The organism is uncultured Haliea sp. (genome assembly GCF_963973825.1).
Classification (GTDB): Bacteria; Pseudomonadota; Gammaproteobacteria; order Pseudomonadales; family Halieaceae; genus Haliea.
Genome location: NZ_CAXBAE010000005.1, coordinates 60,390 through 78,334, shown reverse-complemented (window position 1 = coordinate 78,334; position 17,945 = coordinate 60,390). Strand labels below are relative to the sequence as shown.

The window sequence follows — 17,945 nt, the reverse complement described above, 5'->3', positions numbered from 1 at the left end:
AGGCGGTTCCGGAGTCACGAGTAACAAAAAAGCCCCAGAAAGGGGCTTTTTGAGTGGTGCCTGAGAAGGTGTAGGTCAGCTGTTCGACTTTTTGCGCCGTGACCAGCCCAGCCCGACAAGGCCCAGGCCAAACAGTGCCAATGTGGCGGGCGCGGGCACTGGTGCGGCAACGTCTCCCATATCGATGTTTAGCGTCCAACTGCCGAGGCTGCCCGCGTCTCCGCCCGTTCGATCGTTCAGGTTCAGTGTCCAGGTGCCCGCCGCGGATAGGCCGTCAAACACTGAGAAACTGTTCAGCGCAGCGTAGGTCCCGGAGGGAATTGGGTTCCCCGCACCGACGAAGTTCGCAGCGCCGCCATCGGCGAATGTGTAGGTGCCACCTGCGTCGTTACTGGGCCCCAAGGACCCATCTCCGAACAGTGCCACGGTGATGCTGGGGTTTGCGCCGTCGTCAAAAACCAGTGTGGCATCAATGTCGCCAATCCATGTATGGCTGAAGTCGTTAAGGGAGATGGACACATCATTGATGATGCCTGTTTCAGCTACTGAAACAGAGCTGGCGAAAAGACCAACGGTGCCTGAAGGCGGCACGGCCCCGCCGGTGCCGGGGTAGCTCATCGGAGCTGCACTCGTCAGGGATGAGAACGTGGCGCCCACAACGAATGCGGCAGCCAGCGCGTTTTTCTTCAAATGATTCATACTTAACCCCGTTCGTTTCTGATGTTGTCCACACTGCACTGCATTGATCATGCCTACTCTTGTAAGCTATTGAAAAATTGACAAAAAAAAATTTTTGTACCTGCAGGTTCAGCGCGGCTGTAAAGAAAGCTGACACCTTCCTTTGTAACAGCCTAGTCCCGATTGGTATGAATGATTTGCCCCTCCTCGGGTGTTTCCAGCTTCAGGTAGGGTAACCCCGGTTTTACGCTGCCCTGCACCCAACCTTCCAGCAGCAACACTTCCAGCGCTTGTAACGCGTGGTGCACCAGCAGTTGTAAGGGAGCACCCAGGTCGCGCCGCTGCTGGAAGTAGTGGTGCAGGGCTTCGTAGATGGACTGTGCGGTTTTATGCGTTTTCAGTACCTCCACCACCAGTGCGTACATACCGCTGAGCACCAGGGTTTTCTGGCCGCGCGTATAGCTCGCGTCAACAGTGATCCTGCCGTTTTCAAAGAGGGGCGCGTGGCCGCGAGTGGCATTGCGCAGGTTCAGTTTGAAGCGGTTGTACTTGTTCAGCTGCCAGTTTACGGCGCCGCGTGTGAATTTCTGTGTGATCTGCTTCAGCCCTGCCAGGTCCAGGCCGCCAATTCCGGCTTGTCCCGTCGTGTCGTTGGTGAAACCGCCGGTGCCCAGCCACTGGAAGGCCTTTTGGGGATTCATTTGCAAGCCGGCGTCTTTCGCAATTTCTGACGTGTAGGCCTGCAGGTCGGTGAATTGACCGTTGGAGGAATACCAGAAATCCGCAAAGCGAATGTGTTGGCCAATACGTTTCTTCTGCGTGTGTTCATACCACTGTTTCAGCCAGTTGTTCTTGTCTGCATCGCGCAGCAGCTCCGGGATGATATAGGCGAGTTCCCGTGCACCTGTCTGCGCGAGGGTCATTCCGGCCGCGAGAATCGGGTCGGCAAAGCCAACGGACTCCCCCGCAAGAAACCAGTTTTTACCGGCAGATTGCTGCGCCAGGAATGACCAGTCTTTGGTGCCGTACACTTTTTCCTCGCGCCTTGCATTGCGAATCAGGCCGGCAATGCGCGGGTCCTTGGGGAGTGATTCAAGGTAAATGGTCTCCGGCGAGAGGCCGGACTCCTTGTAATAGGCGGCGGGACAGACCAGACCGATGCTGGTGCGCGTGGGGGATAAGGGAATGAACCATATCCACCCGGAGCCGATGCTCATTACCTGCACGCGGGTGCCGCCGGTGCCGATTTCCACAGCCCATTCTGCGTTTTCCCAATAACTCCAGAACGCGACGTTTTTCAGTGAGGTGGGGACATCAACCTGAACACCCAGTGGTCGGCGCAAGGCCGCGGCGCTACCCGAGGCGTCCACATAGTAGCTTGCGGTAACGTTGCGGCCATCGCCCAGGGACAGGGCGGAGATTTCACCCGGCTGCTCAATGACCGGAGTCGCGTGGCACTGATAGTGAACGTCACAGCCGAGTTCTTCCGCGTGATCCAGAAGGATCTTGTCGTAGCGCGCGCGGTCAACCTGAAACGCGGTTTGCTGGCGTTGGCCGACAAATCGGGCCGGACGCGGTTCATCACGAAAATCCTTGATCGGCAAAAACTCGAAATCCCACAGGTCAGGGCTGTTTCCCCAGCGGTAGGTTGCTCCGATCTTGATGGGGAAGTTGGCGGCCTCTACTTTGTCCCAGCAGCCCATCTCAGCGAGGATCTTGCCTATCGGCGGCAGCTGGCTCTCACCGACATGCTCTCTGGGGAATTGTTCGCGCTCAAAGATCGCCACGCTGAGATCCGGGTGATACTTTTTCAGGAGGGATCCCAGTGTGCTTCCGGCAGGGCCTCCGCCGACAATGGCGACATCGTAGTTCATCGAAATAACATCTCCTTCAGGACGTGATGTATCACCGCGGCGCGGCGTCTGCGCGTGGCGTTCACAACTGAGCTTCAAACGCCGCAAACGGTTCAGTGATGACCTGAAGAAACGCCGAATGACTAACGGCGTTACAATACAGCGAATGGATGAAACGGTAAAAGGGGTTCCCTGTCACATGACGCTCTGGAGTGAATGATGAGTGCGCAAGCGGTGGTTTTCGTGGTCGTCGTGGTGGCCCTCATCGCCCACGTGGCCTTGTACCGGTGGGTGAAGTTCAAGATTCAGGAGGGCGTTATTCTGCAGTTCCTGCGCGATGCCGCAGAGGAGGGCGCGCCGGATCATCATCACGCCACAGCGATTGCTGTCCACACTCAACTGTCTGCGGAGCGCGTTGCAGCCGTGTGTGCCAGGAGCAAGGAGATTATCGCTGACCCGGAGGACGGGCAGAGCTGGCGTGCAAGGAACTAGCCCGGTCCGCGCAGGCGTGGTTCATTGGGGTGCAGCCATGCGTCTTCGAGAACGGGTTGCACCCTGAGACCCTCAGGTATCTGCGCGGCGCCGACGACTGCGTCGGCAGACTGGTGCCAGTGATAAATACGCGCCTCCTGGTAGCTCAATGGAATGCCCCTGTTTGATCGAGGGTCCAGGGCTGCCTGAATGGCTTCTGACATGTCGATGTCTTCGCGCAGGACACGGCTGGGCCGTGCTCCGTCATCCTCAGTCCACATGTCGGGGCCGCGGTCGGTGTCGGCCCCCCAGTCCGGTGCCATGGTCCAGGTCTCGACAATGCACTGGTCGATACCATCCGGCCAGAACTGGATAGGGGGTATCACAAACTGGTTCAGCGGCATCACCAGGTTGGGGAACACGCTGTAGGACTGTGTGCAGGTTCTGGCGATGTCTCCCGCTGTCGGAATGTCCGGCCACCTGGACGTCCAGGCCGGCTGTGCGTGCCCCTCGGGAATGGGGGCGACCATTCTGCTGTGGCCGCCGGGGTAGAAGCTGTTTACATTGCGCCTGGCGTCGAGCACCGGGCTCACGGTTTTGCCGTGAATGCTCGGTACATGGTAGACCTCGAGGTTCGCCTCCATGGCGATCTTCCAGTTGCAGCGCACGGAGAAGCGATCACGCCGGGAGAGACGGCAGTTGTCCAGGTCGAACTCGGCCCACTCCTCCACGAGTGCCCCAAGGCTTTCGCGCAGGTTCACCGCCTGAGGATCAAAATTGACAAATATCAGCTTCCCTAGCCGCTCGCAGCGCAAGCGCTGCAAGCTCAGTGCCTCGGTATCCAGCGCAGCAAAGTCCCGCGATTCACGCACCGCGAGCAGCTCGCCCTCATGGCTGTAGCTCCAGCCGTGGTAGGGACAGGTGAGGCGCTTCCGTTTGCCCCGTTCGTCCATGGCCACCGGAGCGCCTCGATGACTGCAGCGGTTGATCAGCGCGTGGATATCGCCGTTATCAGCGTGCACCAACACCACAGGTGCACCTGCGATATCCCAACGCTGGAAGCAGCCGGGTTCAGGGATTTCGTCCAGATGCGCAGCCAGTAGCCAGGTTTTTCGAAACAGGATGTCCTGTTCGAGGGCGTGGAAGGCCGCATCGGTGTAGCGAGCCGAGGGCAGGGGGGGCAACCGGGGGAAATCTGCGGGAGGTGCATTCCGCGAGGCCTCGTAGGCCATCAGCTGACGCAATTGCTGCAGGTGTTGTTGAGACACGGTTTGCCCCCTGGTACTGCTGGCCCGAAAAGTGTGCGCCGGGGTCGACCCTTAGCGAAGGTGCTCCACGTGCGCCGGGCCCATTATGCCAGATGCAAGGTAAAGCGCTCGCCCCGAAACTCGATCATATCGCCGCTGTGCATTTTGCGCCGTCGGCGGGTTTCGGTTTCGCCGTTGACGCGCACCTGACCGTCGGCAATCAGCAGTTTTGCCTCGCCCCCCGTCGCCACCAGCCCTTCGAATTTGAGGATCTTGTACAGCTCAACCGGTTCGCGGGTGATATCGATGGTTCTCATGCATTTGCCTGTGGATTGTGCCGTGAAAGAAGGGCTCGCCGCATTGCTCAGGCGGCCCTGGCCTCTGCCCTGGCCCTGTCGGAGAGATACTCATCGTAGGTTCCCTGGAAGTCGATCAGGGACTGGTCCTTGATTTCAACCACGCGAGTCGCGAGTGAGGAGACGAACTGCCGGTCATGGCTGACGAAGATCAGCGTGCCGTCGTAGTTGGCCAACGCCTTGTTCAGCGCCTCGATGGATTCCATGTCCATGTGGTTCGTCGGCTCATCCATGATCAGCACGTTGCTGTCCATCATCATCAGCTTGCCGAACATCAGTCGGTTTTTCTCGCCCCCCGAGCACACGCTGGCCTTTTTGTTCGCATCGTCGGCGGTAAAGAGTAGCCGGCCCAGCATACCGCGTACTGCCAGGTCGTCGTGCCGTGGCATGCGCCACTGGGTCATCCATTCGAAGATGGTGAGGTCTCCCTCAAAATCGGCGCTGCTGTCCTGCGGGCAATAGCCGACGACCGCATTTTCCGACCACTTTACCGCGCCGCTGTTGGCCTGGATCTCCTGCAGCAGGCAGCGCAGGAATGTGGTCTTGCCGGCACCGTTTTCGCCAATCACGGCGAGGCGCGCACCCGCTTCCAGAATCATCTGTCCACCGCTGAATAGCGGCGCGCCGTCAAAGCCGTGTGCGAGCCCTTCCAGCAGCAGGGCCTGCCGATGCAGCTTCTTGTGTTGTTTGAAGGTGATGTAGGGCGACACCCGGCTGGAGGGCTTGATCTCGTCCAGCTTGATTTTCTCCATTTTCTTGGCGCGTGAGCTGGCCTGTTTGGCCTTGGACGCATTCGCCGAGAAGCGATTCACAAAGCTCTGCAGCTCTTCCAGTTCCGCGGATTTTTTCGCGTTACCGGCTTGCAGTTGGTCCTGAATCAGGGTGGAGGCAGCCACAAACGCCTCGTAGTTGCCGGGGTAGATGCGCAAATCGCCGTAATCGATATCCGCCATGTGGGTGCACACCGCGTTCAGGAAGTGGCGGTCGTGGGAAATGATGATCATGGTGCTTTTGCGCTGGTTCAGCACGCCGGCCAGCCAGTTGATGCTGTGGATATCGAGGTTGTTGGTCGGCTCGTCCAGCAACAGGATGTCCGGGTCGGCAAACAGTGCCTGTGCCAGCAATACTCGCAGTTTCCAGCCCGGTGCCACCTGCTTCATCAGCCCGAAATGCAGGGATTCATCAATGCCCGCTTCCAGCAGCAGTTCGCCGGCGCGACTTTCCGCGGTATAGCCGTCCATTTCGGCGAACTGTACCTCCAGCTCCGCCACACGCATGCCGTCCTCCTCGCTCATTTCCGGCAGGGCGTAGATGCGCTCGCGCTCCTGCTTTACCTTCCACAACGCCACATCACCCATGATCACGGCATCGACCACACTGTAGTGCTCTAAGGCGAACTGGTCCTGGTTCAGGATGCCCACCGAGCAGCCGGGCTCGATCGATACGTTGCCCGCGGTGGGGACAAGCGCACCGCTGAGGATCTTCATGAAAGTGGATTTGCCGCAGCCGTTGGCACCGATCAGACCATAGCGGTGGCCGTTACCAAACTTGGCGGAAATGTTTTCAAACAGCGGCTTGGCACCGAACTGCATGGTGATATTCGCGGTGGTAATCAAGAGCGTATTCCTGCGCGCGTGCAAGGGGGAATGGATGTACCAGCGCGGCTATGCGGTGGCGTACAGCGGGCCGGCACTATACGGGCTTGGGGGGCTGCTGTCGAGGTATGGCAAGTTGCCGAGTACGGTCAGGCGTTGGGCCTCCCCGGTGCCGGCAAGGTCAGCAACGATCGAATGCCGCCATCGGCAATGCTCGCATAGTGACGCTCAAGGCAAGCAAGACGTTCCTGCCAGTCGGGATCGTCAGCGCGGTCGATATTGATGCAGCGCAGTAACTCGCGCAGTCGTTGGCCCAGTGGGGCCGTATTGCGGCGTAGCGCAAGCAGCTCGCCTCGTCGCGGATCGTCAAGCTCAATGTCGGTTGCCAATACCAGATAGCACCAGCCGGCCAGCGCCCGTAGCAGCAGGGAGTCACCAGGAAGCGTTTCCAGGGTCTCCACCCAGCGTTGGCGGATTTTCTCGCTGCCATCCATGGCAATTTGCGCACAACGGTGATGCAGCCTGGGGTTCTCGAAGCGGCGCTGGAGTTGTTCGGCGTAGTGGCCCAGGTCAAAGTCTGATGGGACTCGTAGTGCCGGCATCAGGTTTGCAGACATCAACCGCTGCACAAACTGTTTCAGCGCATGCTCCGCCATAAAGTCGGCGACCGTGTCTTTTTCCAGGAGCAGCCCGAGGTAGGCGATTGCGGAGTGGCTGGCATTGAGCAGGCGCAGCTTGGCGGCCTCGAAGGGACGCACGTCGGCGACCAGCTGCGCACCGGCGCACGGCCAGTCAGGTATCTCGGTGGCGAAGCTGTTTTCGATAATCCACTGCGTGAAGGGTTCGGTGACAATCGCAGCCTCATCCCGCAAACCCAGCAGGCGGGCTTGTTCGCTCAAACGGCTGGCGCTGGTGGCGGGTACGATGCGGTCCACCATGGAGCAGGGGAAGGCGACGGACTCATCGAGCCAGGGCAGGATGTGGGGGTGACAGGCTTGCAGATACTGCCGTAGCACTTGGCGCAGCCGAGCGCTGTTCTCGGTAAGATTGTCGCAGCTGACAATGCTGAGGGGTGCGGCGCCATGATTGAAGCGTTGCAGCAGTCCCCGTGCGAGCACGCCGATGGCGCTGCGTGCTGCCCCGGGAGCCTGCATGTCCTGCACGATCTGCGCGTTCGCGAGGTCGAGTGACCAGCCGTCGGCACCCAGGCAGTAACCTTTCTCGGTAATCGTGAGCGTTATGATCCTGATCGACGGCTCGGCCATCCAGGCGTCAACAGCGGCCGCTGCCTGCGGTGCCACCAGCACCTCCAGTACTGAGCCCACCAGACGGGTCTGCTCGCCATCGGCATCCTCACTGTGCACGGTGTACAGGCCGTCCTGAGGATTGAGCTGCTGTGCCACACTGTCGCTGCGCAGGCTCACACCGATGATGCCCCAGTCCCCGCCGCTGCGCTGCAATGCGGTGTCGGTGTAGACAGCCTGGTGTGCACGGTGAAATGCGCCCACGCCGAGATGGAGGATGCCGGGACGCAGCGTGGTCCGGTCGTAGTCGGGCCGCAGCACTGCGTTGGACAGCAGACGGCATGTATCCACAGACAGTCGCTTCACGGCAGTTCCTTATAGCTTGTATGCGGCGCGCGCGAGATTGCAGGTCAGGTCCTGCATCAACTGGTGCGCCTCATCCAGCTGCAAACGATGTTCAGCGACGAGCTGGGCGAGGAACCGGGCATCGATGCGTCGCGCAACGTCGTGTCGGGCCGGAATGGAGAGAAAGGCCCGTGTGTCATCGTTGAAGCCAACCGTATTGTAGAACCCGGCTGTTTCGGTGATTTGCTGCCGGTAGCGCAGCATGCCCTCGGGGCTGTCGTGAAACCACCAGGCCGGTCCGAGCTTCAGCGCGGGATAGTGCCCCGCGAGAGGTGCCAGCTCCCTGGCGTAGGTGGTCTCGTCCAGGGTGAAGAGTATCAGGGTAAAGTCACTGCGGTTGCCAACGCGGTCCAGCAGGGGTTTCAGCTGCCGGACAAACTCCCCGGGCAGCGGAATGTCGGCACCTTTGTCACGCCCGAAGCGCGTGAACAGCTGGGGATTATGGTTCCGATAGACGCCGGGATGCAGCTGCATGACGAGTCCGTCGTCAATGCTCATCAGGGCCATTTCCAGCAGCATTTGGCCGCGAAAGCGCTCGGCGTCCCCTGACGTGAGTTCGCCCTTGAGGGCGGCGCGGTACAGGCGCTCGCAATCAGCGGCTTGCAGATCTTCTGTGTGCGCGCTCGGGTGGCCGTGATCGGTTGACGTGGCACCCATGGATTTGAAGAAAGCACGCCGCTCTCGCAGGGCTCGCAGATAACTGGCGTAGGTGTCACAGTCTTCACCCGACAGCGCGGCCAGCTGCTGTACGTTGCCCGCGAAGCCCTCGTAGTCGGGGTCCACGACCGGATCGGGACGGAATGCGGTGATGACGCGACCCTGCCATGGGTCAGCCTGCAGGGCCTGGTGGGCGATGAGCGGGTCGAGGGGGGATTCCGTGGTGGCGAGTACTTCGATATTGAAACGCTCGAACAGCGCTCGCGGCAGGAACTCCGGCTTGCCCAGTTGGTTACTGATGCTGGCATAGATGCGGCTGCTGCTGTCGACGCCGAGTTGCTCCTCCACACCAAAAACCTCGGCCAGCACATGATCCATCCACAGGCGCGTTGGCGTGCCTCGAAACAGGTGATAGTGCGCCGCAAAAACCTGCCACACCTGCTCGGGGTCGGCACTCGCAAGGCCATCCCCGGCCTCCGCGGAGGACAGCCCCAGGGTTTCCAGGTCGATGCCCTGGCTGTAGAGCATGCGCAGCAAATAGTGGTCGGGTTTTATCAGCAGGTCTGCCGGGTTTGCGAAGGGCATATTCTCTGCAAACCAGCGGGGGTCGGTGTGTCCGTGTGGGCTGATAATCGGCAGGCTGCGGACGGCTTCGTACAGCTCGGTGGCAATGGCACGCTGTGTTGGACAGCTGGCAAAGAGTCGCTGCGGATGCATAACCAGAGGGTTTGACACAGTGGTTTCCTAACGTTGCTCCAGCAGGGAGTCGATCACGCGCTGGAGATGTTTGCGCATGGCCCGGCGTGCGGCGGCCGGGTTCCGCTTCTTCAGTGCCGCCACAATTTTGCGGTGATCCTCTATGATCGGTCGGCTGCCCTCCTGCCGGACCCGCTGGTGAAAGTGGGTGCTGATCTCGGACTCGTTGCGCAGTTTCCAGAGCCAGCGAACGGTGGTGGCGATGGCACTGTTGCCCGCGGCCTCTGCAATCAGGCAGTGGAATTCCTCGTCGGCGCGCTCGGTGACCGTCTGCTGGAGGTTTTCCTGCTCCATGTCCTGGAGCAGGGTGTCCAGGCGTGCCAGCTGTTGCGCATCAAGCCGTTCGGCAGCCAGTGCGCAGGCTTCGCCCTCAATAAGCAGGCGTGCCTCCAGAATTTCGAAAGGCCCGGCGCCGTGGTCTTCCTCTGCCGCGAGATTGTTCCCGGAGCGTTTCAGCACGTAAACGCCGGACCCTGAGCGGATCTGCACGACACCGGCAATTTCCAACGCGATCATCGCTTCGCGTATGGTGGGCCGGCCCACGCCGAACTGTTCGGCGAGATCGCGTTCTGAGGGCAGTCGTTCGCCCGGCGCAGGCGAGCCGCTGTTGATCAACTCTCGCAGCTGATCGGCGACCTGCAAGTACAGTCGCTGAACCTTGACTGCCTGAATCTTCATGCTCTGCCTCCGTGCCCGTCTGGCGTGACCGCTCAATGAATATGTCGTGTGCGCAGGAGGCGATCATACCGCTTGTCAGCCCGGGCAGAATAGCTCAGACTCTTTTTCTGGTAAAGTGGCCGGACCAATACCGACGAAGGGGTTGCTGTCACATCACGCAAGGAGGGCCTGTGTCGGGGCATACCACTATCTGCTGCGCCGGGGAGGCGATGATTGAGCTGGCGCCAGCCGGCGAGCCCGGCCTCTACGCCCAGAATATTGCGGGAGACACGCTGAATACAGCGGTCTATTTGGCCCGGGCCGGGATGTGCGTGCAGTATCTCAGTGCGGTGGGCGACGACGCGTTTTCGGGGAAAATCCTCGGGTTTCTTGCGGCTGAGGGCATTGACGCCTCCAGCGTAAGGCGTGTGCCGGGCCGGCAGCCCGGCTTGTACGTCATAAGCAACACCGACTCAGGCGAGCGGGAGTTCAGTTACTGGCGGGATTCCAGCCCCGCGCGCCAACTGTTCGACCGCCTGCCGCCGCTGCCCGCGGCTGACGTCTTTTATTTTTCCGGCATTACCCTGGCGGTGTGCCGCAGTGGTTTCGATAACCTGCAAACGTATTTGCGGGCCTTGCGGGCGAGAGGGTGTCGGGTGGTTTTCGACCCCAATGTGCGCGCGCGGCTCTGGCATTCGCTGGATGAGGCCCGCGAGCATTATCTCGCTGTGCTGCCGCTGTGTGATGTCGTGCTGCCTACGCTGGAAGATGAAACCCTGCTCTGGCAGGTGGCGACGGTGGAGCAGTGCTGCGCTTTCTACAGCCGTTTCAAGCTGGATGAGCTGATCATCAAGACGCCGGCTCTGAGTGCCTGGGGGGTTTCGGCGGGAGGTGACGTAGAAGAGGTGCAGGCGCCCGCTGTGCAGGCGGTAGATACCACCGGTGCGGGAGACGCCTTCGCCGCCGGCTACCTCGCCGCGCGGCTTCAAGGCGCGTCCCTGGTCGCCTCCATGACAGCGGCGCAACAGCTGGCGGCACAGGTCGTGCAGCACCGGGGGGCAATCATGACGCGGGGTTCCCGGCTGACCGGCGCAGCGCCGTCAGGGCGTGGGTAACACCCCGCAATTCGGCCAGGCCTTTTAATCTTCCAGTATAGGAATAGCCGGGGTTTACACCCGGCTTGCCGATTTCATCCCCCATCAGGTGACCGTGATCCGGACGCATGGCAATCGGGTCGGCGCGCCCCTCTCGCGTGCGGCGCGCCTCTTCGTCAAGCAGCGCGCTGATCAGGCCGACCATGTCGTTGTCACCATCAAGGTGGTCGGATTCATAAAAAGAGCCATCAGATTCCCGCCGTATGTTGCGCAGATGCACGAAGTAGATGCGTTCGCCGAATTCACGTGCGATAGCGATCAGGTCGTTGTCTGCGCGGGCACCAAAGGAGCCGGCACACAGCGTCAACCCATTGCTTGGGCTGGGCACGGAGGACAGGATGATGCGGGCGTCCTCTGCCGTGGAGACCACGCGCGGCAGGCCGAACAGGGAAAAAGGCGGATCGTCCGGGTGGATGCACAGGCGCACGCCCACTTCCTCTGCAACGGGGACGACGGCGCGTAGAAAGTGCAGCAGGCTCTCGCGCATGCCGTTTGTTCCCAGCGCAATGAATTCCGCAATCGCCCGGCGCACCCCCTCCCGATCGTACGAGCCTTCTCCGCCCGGTAATCCCGCGATGATGTTTTTTTCCAGCAGGTCCCGCTCGGTTTCACTCATGGCTTCGAAGCGGGTGCGTGCACGCTCAAGCAGGGCCGGCTCGTAATCGTTCTCGGCACCGGGCCGCTCAAGCAGGTAAACGTCGTAGGCAGCGAAGTCGGTCATTTCAAAGCGCAACGCCTGGCTGGCGTTGGGCAGGGTGTAAGAGAGGTTGGTGCGGGTCCAGTCGACAACGGGCATGAAGTTGTAGCAAACGGCCTTGATGCCGGCAAGACCCACGTTGCGGATCGAGGTCAGATAGTTCTCAAGCAGCTGCCTGTAATTGCCAGTGCGCGTTTTCAGGTCATTGTGCAGCGGAATGCTTTCGACCACAGCCCAGTTCAGACCGGCGTCCTCAATCAGCTGTTTGCGTTCCAGCACGTCTGCCAGCGGCCAGGCTTCACCGGTAGGAATATGGTGCAGCGAGGTGACAATGCCCGTTGCGCCCGCCTGGCGGATGCTCTGAAGGCTGATTGGGTCGTTGGGGCCGAACCAGCGCCATGTTTCCTGCATAGTCGAGTTACCTGTCAGTCGGATCTGTCCGGTTACCTGCCGGAGACGCACATTTGTTGACACGGTGGGCTTCAATTGAGACCCTAGATTGGTCCTACCACCTTGCCAGATGCCCAGTCTGCACGAGCAGGCCGGGCGAGGCAAGTCAGTGGTCCGAAAAGCCCATCAGGCGAGGTGTCATGAGTTCTACGCAGCAGGTACGCCTTGGTATCATCGGTCTGGGGAATATCGCCCAGCAGCACATAAGGCACATTGTCGGCGGTCAGGTCCCCGCGTGTCGGGTGGCCGCCGTGTGCAGCCGACAGCCACACCCTATCGCCACGGAACTGGCGGTGCCCCATTTCAGCGACTACCGGGAGCTGGTCGATTCCGGGTTGTGTGACGCCGTGCTGATTGCCAGCCCCACCTTCACGCACCGGGAAGCGGGCGACTATGCGCTCAAGGCCGGCCTGCATGTGATGATGGAAAAACCGATAGGGCTCTCGGTGCAGGAGGGCGAGCAGCTGCTTGCGACAGCCGGTGCAGGGCAGGTGTTTGCCGTGATGCTCAATCAGCGTGTCGACCCGCTATTCCTCACCATGCGTGGCATCCTCCAACACGGTGGGCTCGGCTCCATCACCCGCTGTCAGTGGAATATGACCAACTGGTTCCGCCCGGACGTGTATTTTCAGGTGAGTGACTGGCGCGCAACATGGCGCGGAGAGGGTGGCGGGCTGTTGCTCAATCAGTGCATACACAATCTGGATATTCTGCAGTGGCTCTGCGGCATGCCGCAGCGCGTAACCGGGTTTTGTGGCTTCGGTCGATATCACGCCATTGAAGTTGAAGACGAGGCCACGGCCTTTTTCGAGTATGCGAACGGGGCCAGCGGTGTTTTTATTGGCTCTACCGGCGAGGCACCGGGCAGCAATCGGCTGGAAATCGTGGGTGACTGCGGCAGCCTGCTGTTTGATGGCGAGCGCCTCTGGCACACACGCAACTCCCCGGCGACCTCGGTGTACAGCCATGAAACCCGTGAGATGTTCGGCATGCCCGACTGCCGGACGACTGACATCACACCCGACCGCCAGGTCAACCAGCATGCGCGTATTCTGGCGAATTTTGTGCAGGGTATCCGCAACGGCGAGGCGTTGGTTGCACCCGCCGAAGACGGCCTGGCATCGCTGTCGCTGGCCAACGCCATCTTGCTGTCAGCGTGGACAGGTGAGGCGGTGGACCTGCCCATTGACGCGGCACGCTACCAGGCGGCTCTGGATGAAAAGATTCGGCATTCGACCCTGCGCGAGAAGGCCGCCATTGAGGCCAGCGTTGATATGAGCCGCTCGTACCGCTAGCCCCACGCCATAAAGAAGGAAAGCCCCGTGACCGTACCGAGTGTGGAAAGCCAGACCTTGCAGGCACTTGCCGGGAAGCCGCTGTTGGCCCGCATACCGGTCTATTTGCGGATGAGTGGGCCCGGCTGGCTGCAGGGCGCAATGACGCTGGGGGGAGGTAGTGCCATTACTTCGCTGACCATTGGCGCCGTCTACGGCTACGAACTGCTGTGGGTGCAACCTGCCTCCATGCTGATCGGCTGCATCATGCTGTTTGCGCTGTCCTACCAGACCTTGAGCACCGGCGAGCGCCCCTATCGCGCCATGCGCGGTCATGTGAACAGAGGCCTCGCCTGGGCGTGGGCAGCAGCTGCTCTGGCATCCAGCGTGATTTGGGGGTTTTCCCACTATCCGCTGAGCGCCGGCATGCTGGAGGAAATCATCGCGGTGGGTACCGGCTTCAGCCTGCAGGACAGCGCAGACAGTCGCCTGCGGGAAGGGTTCCTGTTCTTGCTGGCGCTGCTGGTGTGGGCGATGTGCGCATTTACCGCATGGAACTATGGCGCGGGGGGCCGTCCTGTGCGGATCTTCGAAACCGCAATCAAGTTGCTCACGTCCATGATCGTGCTGGCGTTCGCCTGGGTGGTTGCCACGGCGTCTTTCAATGGGCAGGTGGACTGGGGGGCGGCCATGGCCGGGTTTGTGCCGCGCTCGCTGCCCAATGACACCGCGGGCGTAACCACGGTCATGGCAGCGCTCGGCACGGCCGTGGGTATCAATATGACCTTCGTATACGGCTACACGCTGCTGGAGCGCGGCTGGGGGCGGGAGCACCGCGAGCTGGCGCGCTACGACATTGTTCTGGGTCTGGTGCTGCCCTATATCCTCGTCACCAGCCTGGTGGCCATTGCAGCCGCGGCAGCGTTTCATGGCAGCGAGCTGAATATCCAGGGCAAACTCAGCCCGGCGCAGGCGGGCCAGATGTTTGTCGATGCCGGCATGGGGCCCGTAACGGGCCGCCTGGTGTTCGCCTTAGGCGTGCTGGGCATGGCCGTCGGCTCACTGGTGATGCACATGCTGTGCTGTGGCGCTGCCGCCGCAGAACTGTTCGGCTGGAGCTTTCACTCGAGGCGCTACAGGCTGGCGCTGTTATTGCCCACGCCGGCGGTGCTCGGTGTTTTCCTCTGGTCAACCATGGGCGCCTATGTGGTGCTGCCGACCTCGGCAATTTGCGGGTTTTTATTGCCCATCGCCTACGTAGGCTGGCTGTTGCTCAACAACAAGCGCGCCTATCTCGGTGCTGACCGCCCCCGCGGCCTGCGCGCAGTTGGTTACAATAGCGCGATGCTGCTGTGCATCCTGGCGGTTCTGGCGAGCGTTGTGTACAGCACCGGGATTGCGTTGAACGTCTTCTAGGGAGCAGGTTTTGGTTAACATCAGGGACGGCGCGGGTTACGCGCCAACGGGCAGTGCCAGGCGGGTTGTCGACAGCGGCGAATTCGTCATCGCCGCAGCATTTCTGGATCACGGGCATATCTACGGTCAGGTGAACGGCTTGCGCGATGCGGGGGCAACGTTGAAAGCGGTGTATGACCCCGATCCCGGTCGACTGCAGAAGTTTCTTGCGACCTACCCGGAGGCCCGCGCGGTGGATCGCTTTGAAGATATTCTGGATGACCCTGAAATACGGCTGGTGTGTGCGGCGGCCGTTCCCTGCAGGCGTTCGGCAGTGGGGATTCGCGTGTTGGAGGCGGGTAAGGATTATTTCACCGATAAATCCCCGTTCACCACCCTTGAGCAGCTGGCACAGGTAAAGGATGTGCTGGCGCGAACCGGCGGCAAGTACGCGGTGTACTACGCCGAGCGCCTGCACAACGATGCCGCCTGGCGCGCGGGTGAGCTGATTGCTTCTGGCGCTATCGGCCGGGTGCTGCAGGTTCTCAACCTGGCGCCACATCGCCTCTCCCGGTCGACCCGCCCAGACTGGTTCTTTGATAAGACCGCCTACGGCGGCATTCTCACGGATATCGGTTCCCATCAGGTCGAGCAGTTCCTCACCTATGCCGGCTGCGAGGATGCCACCATCAACTACGCCCGTGTTGCCAACTTCAGTCATCCGGATAAGCCGGGGTTGGAGGACTTCGGTGAAGTGTCGATGACCGGTGACAACGGTGCATCATTCTATTGTCGCGTTGACTGGTACACCCCGGAAGGCCTGCGCACCTGGGGTGACGGTCGCACTTTCATCGTCGGCACCGAGGGTACCCTGGAACTGCGCAAGTATCTGGACGTTACGGCACAGGCGCCGGCGTCGAAACTGATTCTGGTCAACGCCGAAGGTGAAACTGCGGAAGAGTGTCTCGGGCAAACCGGCTTTCCGTTTTTCGGCCAGCTTATTCTCGACTGTCTGCACCGCAGCGAGCACGCCATGCTGCAGGAGCATGCGCTGCGGGCCGCAGAGTTGAGCATGCAGGCACAGCGCTGGGCCGAGCAGCGCGGAGCTGTGAATCATGTCTGAGCGTGTAAGCAGACGTCAGGCCGGGGCCCTGGTCGTCGCGGCGAGCCTGTCCTGCGCCGTCGCGGCAGAGGAGCTGGAAACCATTGTGGTCACCGGGAGCTATGTGCCATCGCCCTTGTCGGAACTGACCGCCTCCACGACGGTGATGGATGCCGTTGATCTACAGCGCCTGAACAAGCAGCAGCTCGGCGATGTGCTGCGCACCGTGCCCGGCGTGCTGGTGGAAGAGCAGGGTGGCGGCGGTGGCCTGACCTCGGTGTCGATCCGCGGCGGGGAGGCGAATTTCACGCAGGTGCTGCTGGACGGTGTGGCGCTGAATGACCCGACCAATTCACGTGGCGGCAGTCACGATATCGGCAATATCAATCCGGCGACCATCGAACGTATCGAGATCGTGCGCGGTCCGCAATCGGCGGTATACGGCTCGGATGCCATGGGTGGCGTGATCAATATTATCAGCCGCGACCCCCGTGAACCCCGGTTGCCAACGCTGCGCGCGGAGCTGGGAGAGCGGGGGTTTCGGGACATCAGCTTCACCTCGGCTGTGACCGCGGGTGATCTGGGTGTCGCGCTCGATTTGAGCTCGCGCAACGGCGCGGAAGCAGTGGCGGGCAGCGAACGCGACCTGGACAGCGCCGGCTTGCGAGCGCGCTGGCAGCCGCATGCGAATCACGACCTGGGCTTGCAGCTGAGCCACAGGGAGGGTGAGCGCCGCAGTTACCCGGAGCAGAGCGGCGGCCCGCTGTTCGCCACCAGCGACGCGCTGGATCGTGCGGACTTTCGCAACACCACCGCGGCGTTGGTCTGGGATGCGCAGTTCAGTGACATGTGGCAGAGCCGGATCGCGGGCAGCCACTTTACCCAGTCGGAAGACTATCGCTCGCCCGGTGTAGCGCCCTACACCAACGTGCCGCCCAATGGCAGCGACACGGAGTTCACGCGCGACCAGTTGAACTGGGTGAACACGTTTACCTTGTCAGAAGCCCATGCTGTCAGCGTTGGCGCCGATTATCGCGATGAGCGCGGTGACAGTGAGGGCTACCTGGACGTTGGCGTGAGGTTGCCAACGGACTACGCGCTCTCACGCAGCACGACCGGCGCGTTCGTGGATCTGCGGGTGCGACCGGTGAGTGCCCTGCTGCTGCAGGCGAGCCTGCGCCGTGATGAGCCAGATGGCTTCGCGGCCGAGAACACAACACGGCTGGGGGCCCGCTATATGGTGTCGCCCTCGCTGACTGTGCTCGTAAACTGGGGGCAGGGCTTCAAATTGCCCAGCTTTTTCGCCCTGGGGCACGCGCTGGTGGGGAACCCTGACCTGATGCCGGAGACGGTTGATGCCTGGGACCTGGGTCTTGAATGGCAGGCACTTGCATCCCTGCGTGTTACCGCAACGGGGTTTGTTAACCAGTATCAGGGCCTGATCGATTTCGATCCAGAGGCGTTCACCAACGTGAACCGGCGCGAGGTAGAGAGCCGTGGGGTGGAATGGCTGCTCAACTGGACGCCGCATGAGCGCGTTTCGCTGCAAGTGCATGCGACCTACACAGATATCGACGTTGTCGGTGAGGATACCGCGCTACTCGGGCGCCCGGAGTGGAAGGGGGGCGCCTGGCTGGATTGGGCGTTCCTGCCGCGCTGGCGCACGGGGTTCAATCTGGAGTGGAATGGCGAGGTCCCCGCCGCCTCTCTGCATACGGGGCAGACGGTGGTGAGTACGCTCGATGATTACCAGCGCCTTGATTGGCGTGTCCACTGGCGCGCAAGGCCAGCACTGAGCGCCGAACTTGCCATCGACAACCTGCTGGATGAGCGCTATCAAACGGCGGTTGGCTTTCCCGCAGCGGGTCGGACCGTGCGCGTGGCACTGGTTTGGCGCTTGGGCGCGTGACACGCCGCAGGCAGAGCGGAAACCAATAATACGATATGGGTCATT

General features: G+C 61.3%; 15 protein-coding genes. 6 read left to right on the top strand and 9 right to left on the bottom strand.

Annotated elements, in window-relative coordinates:
* Nucleotides 1–75 precede the first annotated feature (75 nt).
* Nucleotides 76–750, bottom strand: a complete 675-nt coding sequence (locus AACZ17_RS07920; protein ID WP_290745049.1) for a PEP-CTERM sorting domain-containing protein — start codon at nt 748–750, stop codon at nt 76–78.
* Nucleotides 751–851: 101 nt separating this feature from the next.
* Entirely contained in the window at nt 852–2,552 is a 1,701-nt protein-coding gene (locus AACZ17_RS07915; RefSeq protein WP_290745048.1) for an NAD(P)/FAD-dependent oxidoreductase, read from the bottom strand.
* Between the two features lie 198 nt (nt 2,553–2,750).
* Here AACZ17_RS07915 and AACZ17_RS07910 point away from each other — a divergent pair, with 198 nt between their 5' ends.
* The gene (locus AACZ17_RS07910) at nt 2,751–3,023 is read left to right on the top strand and encodes a hypothetical protein (RefSeq protein ID WP_290745045.1); all 273 of its coding nucleotides are present in this window, start codon (nt 2,751–2,753) and stop codon (nt 3,021–3,023) included.
* On the opposite strand, the gene AACZ17_RS07905 is transcribed toward AACZ17_RS07910, so the two are convergent.
* From AACZ17_RS07905 to AACZ17_RS07880, 6 genes are all read right to left on the bottom strand, one after another.
* The gene (locus tag AACZ17_RS07905; protein WP_290745043.1) at nt 3,020–4,270 is read right to left on the bottom strand and encodes an aromatic ring-hydroxylating dioxygenase subunit alpha; all 1,251 of its coding nucleotides are present in this window, start codon (nt 4,268–4,270) and stop codon (nt 3,020–3,022) included. The genes AACZ17_RS07910 and AACZ17_RS07905 overlap by 4 nt on opposite strands.
* Before the next feature lie 83 nt (nt 4,271–4,353).
* Nucleotides 4,354–4,566: an RNA-binding S4 domain-containing protein gene (locus tag AACZ17_RS07900; RefSeq protein WP_290745040.1), complete on the bottom strand. Its 213-nt coding sequence runs from the start codon at nt 4,564–4,566 to the stop codon at nt 4,354–4,356.
* 47 nt (nt 4,567–4,613) lie between these two features.
* Complete coding sequence (locus tag AACZ17_RS07895) at nt 4,614–6,221, bottom strand: ABC-F family ATPase (protein WP_290745037.1); 1,608 nt, start codon at nt 6,219–6,221, stop codon at nt 4,614–4,616.
* Nucleotides 6,222–6,349: 128 nt separating this feature from the next.
* Nucleotides 6,350–7,810: a mannitol dehydrogenase family protein gene (locus AACZ17_RS07890; RefSeq protein WP_290745036.1), complete on the bottom strand. Its 1,461-nt coding sequence runs from the start codon at nt 7,808–7,810 to the stop codon at nt 6,350–6,352.
* Nucleotides 7,811–7,819: 9 nt separating this feature from the next.
* Nucleotides 7,820–9,223 carry a glucuronate isomerase gene (uxaC, locus tag AACZ17_RS07885; protein ID WP_290745199.1) on the bottom strand — a complete coding sequence of 468 codons (1,404 nt, stop codon included), beginning with the start codon at nt 9,221–9,223 and terminating at the stop codon, nt 7,820–7,822.
* 27 nt (nt 9,224–9,250) lie between these two features.
* The gene (locus AACZ17_RS07880; protein ID WP_290745033.1) at nt 9,251–9,940 is read right to left on the bottom strand and encodes a FadR/GntR family transcriptional regulator; all 690 of its coding nucleotides are present in this window, start codon (nt 9,938–9,940) and stop codon (nt 9,251–9,253) included.
* Nucleotides 9,941–10,110: 170 nt separating this feature from the next.
* Between AACZ17_RS07880 and AACZ17_RS07875 the strand changes: the two genes are divergently transcribed.
* Nucleotides 10,111–11,034: a sugar kinase gene (locus AACZ17_RS07875; protein WP_290745030.1), complete on the top strand. Its 924-nt coding sequence runs from the start codon at nt 10,111–10,113 to the stop codon at nt 11,032–11,034.
* Here the strand turns inward: AACZ17_RS07875 and uxuA are convergent.
* Nucleotides 10,982–12,181: a mannonate dehydratase gene (uxuA, locus tag AACZ17_RS07870; protein WP_290745027.1), complete on the bottom strand. Its 1,200-nt coding sequence runs from the start codon at nt 12,179–12,181 to the stop codon at nt 10,982–10,984. The genes AACZ17_RS07875 and uxuA overlap by 53 nt on opposite strands.
* Before the next feature lie 179 nt (nt 12,182–12,360).
* Between uxuA and AACZ17_RS07865 the strand changes: the two genes are divergently transcribed.
* Genes AACZ17_RS07865 through AACZ17_RS07850 form a run of 4 tightly spaced genes read left to right on the top strand, consistent with a single transcriptional unit; the run spans nt 12,361 to nt 17,900 of the window.
* Nucleotides 12,361–13,515 carry a Gfo/Idh/MocA family oxidoreductase gene (locus tag AACZ17_RS07865; protein ID WP_290745025.1) on the top strand — a complete coding sequence of 385 codons (1,155 nt, stop codon included), beginning with the start codon at nt 12,361–12,363 and terminating at the stop codon, nt 13,513–13,515.
* A 27-nt stretch (nt 13,516–13,542) separates the two neighbouring features.
* Nucleotides 13,543–14,910, top strand: coding sequence for a divalent metal cation transporter (locus AACZ17_RS07860; RefSeq protein ID WP_290745022.1), 1,368 nt, complete (start codon nt 13,543–13,545; stop codon nt 14,908–14,910).
* Between the two features lie 10 nt (nt 14,911–14,920).
* Complete coding sequence (locus tag AACZ17_RS07855) at nt 14,921–16,012, top strand: Gfo/Idh/MocA family oxidoreductase (RefSeq protein WP_290745020.1); 1,092 nt, start codon at nt 14,921–14,923, stop codon at nt 16,010–16,012.
* A complete protein-coding gene (locus AACZ17_RS07850; RefSeq protein ID WP_290745017.1) occupies nt 16,005–17,900 on the top strand; it encodes a TonB-dependent receptor in 1,896 nt (631 codons plus the stop codon). The genes AACZ17_RS07855 and AACZ17_RS07850 overlap by 8 nt, the downstream gene beginning before the upstream one ends.
* Nucleotides 17,901–17,945 lie beyond the last annotated feature (45 nt).

Coding starts and splice junctions, on each gene's coding strand:
- AACZ17_RS07920 (WP_290745049.1), bottom strand. CDS start 750: ATGATCAATGCAGTGCAGTGTGGACAACATCAGAAACGAACGGGGTTA.
- AACZ17_RS07915 (WP_290745048.1), bottom strand. CDS start 2,552: ATGAACTACGATGTCGCCATTGTCGGCGGAGGCCCTGCCGGAAGCACA.
- AACZ17_RS07910 (WP_290745045.1), top strand. CDS start 2,751: ATGAGTGCGCAAGCGGTGGTTTTCGTGGTCGTCGTGGTGGCCCTCATC.
- AACZ17_RS07900 (WP_290745040.1), bottom strand. CDS start 4,566: ATGAGAACCATCGATATCACCCGCGAACCGGTTGAGCTGTACAAGATC.
- uxaC (WP_290745199.1), bottom strand. CDS start 9,223: ATGCATCCGCAGCGACTCTTTGCCAGCTGTCCAACACAGCGTGCCATT.
- AACZ17_RS07880 (WP_290745033.1), bottom strand. CDS start 9,940: ATGAAGATTCAGGCAGTCAAGGTTCAGCGACTGTACTTGCAGGTCGCC.
- uxuA (WP_290745027.1), bottom strand. CDS start 12,181: ATGCAGGAAACATGGCGCTGGTTCGGCCCCAACGACCCAATCAGCCTT.
- AACZ17_RS07865 (WP_290745025.1), top strand. CDS start 12,361: ATGAGTTCTACGCAGCAGGTACGCCTTGGTATCATCGGTCTGGGGAAT.
- AACZ17_RS07850 (WP_290745017.1), top strand. CDS start 16,005: ATGTCTGAGCGTGTAAGCAGACGTCAGGCCGGGGCCCTGGTCGTCGCG.